General features: G+C 64.5%; 1 protein-coding gene. It reads right to left on the bottom strand.

The genetic code is table 11. The features are described 5' to 3' along the window. Positions 1–135 precede the first annotated feature (135 nt). Complete coding sequence (locus AB0M93_RS35480) at positions 136–1,761, bottom strand: ABC transporter substrate-binding protein (RefSeq protein WP_364282070.1); 1,626 nt, start codon at positions 1,759–1,761, stop codon at positions 136–138. Positions 1,762–2,149 lie beyond the last annotated feature (388 nt).

Raw genomic sequence — 2,149 nt, forward strand, 5'->3', positions numbered from 1 at the left:
TTTCGGTTTTTTGCCTTCTCTTTTTTTTTTGGTTATTGTTTGGTTTGTTTGGGGCGCGGGGGGGTTTTTTTGTGTTTCGCTTTGTTAGAACTCGCCTTGCCACTCACGACGGCGTGGTGGTGGGATCCGCAGCTGCTACTTCTTCAGGACCTCGATGGACGGGTAGTCCGGCATGCGGCGGAAGTCCAGGGCCGCGGTCTTGAGGTTCTTCGACTTCGCCGCGACGCCCTTCTCGTCCCACGTCGGGATCGACGGCAGGTCCTTCGCGATCAGGTCCTCGGCCTGCTGGTACAGCTTGACCGCGGCGTCCTTGTCGGCGGTGGCGTCCGCCTTCTCGAGGAGCGCGTCGACCTGCGGGTTCGAGTAGGTCGAGTCGTTCGAGGACCCGCCGGTCTTGTAGATCGGGTTGAGGAAGTCCTCGATGGACGGGTAGTCCGCCGACCAGTCCGAGCGGCCCATGCCGGTCAGCTTGTGGCCGGTCACGATGCTGCGCCACTGGCCGAAGTCGGTGGCGGGCACGAAGTCGCACTCGACGCCGAGCGTGTTCTTGATGCTGTTGCACGCCGCGACCAGCGGTTCCTTGCGGCCACCGTCCGCGTTGGACGCGATGGTCAGCTTGCCGGTGAAGCCCGACTTCGCGAAGGCCTCCTTGGCCGCCGCCGGGTCGTACTTGCAGTACTGGCAGACGCCGGGCCGCGCGCCCGGGATGCCCTGCGAGATGTAGCCGTCGGCCGGCACGTAGGTGTCGTTCATGACGGTCTTGGTGATCTGCGCCCGGTCGATCGCCATCGAGATGGCCTTGCGCAGCTCGAGGTTGTTGTACCCGGGCACGTAGTACGGGACGGCGATGGTGCTGATCCCGAGCAGGTGGCCGGTGACCAGCCGGTCGCCGAGGTCGTTCTTGTACTTGCCGCCCGCGACCGCCGACGGCGGCAGGGCCTCCATGAAGTCGAGCCGCCCGCTCAGCAGGTCCTGGTAGGCGGTCTCCTGGCTGGAGTAGATCTTGATGTCGAGGTCCTTGAACTTGACCTTGTCGTCACCCTTGTAGTCGTCGAACCGGGTGAGCTTGATGTCCTGGTTGGGCGTCCGCGAGACGAACTTCAGCGGCCCGTTGCCGATCGGGTGCTGTTCGAAGCCCTTGGGGTCCTTGAAGAAGGAGTCCGGCAGCGGCGCGAACGCCTGGTAGCCGACCTTGATGTCGAAGACCGAGAAGGGCGCGTTCAGCGTCACCTGGAACTCGTAGTCGCCCTTCGCGACCAGCCCGGACATCTTGTCCGTGGTCGGCTTGGCGTTCTTGTCCTCGGGGTGGACGTCGGCGTAGCCCTGGATGTTCGAGTAGAAGTCGGTGTTGAGCTGGCCGTTCGGCCCGTAGGCGCCGTAGTTCCAGGCGTCGATGAAGTTGTGCGCCTTCACCTCGGTGCCGTCGTGGAACTTCCAGCCCTGCTTGATCTTGATGTCGTAGACCTTGGAGTCGGTCGTGGTGATCGAATCCGCCATCAGGTTGAAGGGCTGCGCGTCCGCGCCCTTGAAGCCGACGAGCGTGGCGAACATCGGCTGGATCGCCTTGGTGCCGCCCAGGTCGTTGATGTTGGTCGGGACCAGCGCGTTCTGCGGTTCGGTGCCGTAGACGCTGACGGTGCCGTCCGGATCCGTCCCGCCGGCACCGGTGGAGCTGCCCGAGCCACCGCCGCACGCGGTGAGCGCGAGCGCCAGCGAGGTCATCACCACCGTGGGTCCCCAGAGCCTGCGCGAACGACGCATGATCCCCTCCATCTCCGTCTGCCCGAAAGGTGAGACGCACGCTATCGGGGGCGATGAAGCCGATCACAGGACTGCGGTGTTGCAAATGTGTGACGGTCGTCAGGACCACCTGGTTGGAGTACAACCAACGTAGCAAACCGGATGCTCCGGACGGACCAGCGTCGACTGCAGGTCATCACCCGCTCACCCAGGGTTCCGTTGCGCCACAAGCCCTTTCGGGCGGCCGAACGGTCGGTCAGCCGGCTGTGCAGCAAGAGACATCACGCGTGATCGAAGGGTCGACACGCGTGATTGTGAGGTGGGGCACGGGATTGGTGGCCGTGGGGACCGGGGAAAACGCCGGTGGGGGAGTGGCGGACAGCGGGTGTCCCGGTCGTGAAGGGGGTGG

The sequence above is a fragment of the Amycolatopsis sp. NPDC051102 genome (genome assembly GCF_040682815.1).
Taxonomy (GTDB): domain Bacteria; phylum Actinomycetota; class Actinomycetes; order Mycobacteriales; family Pseudonocardiaceae; genus Amycolatopsis.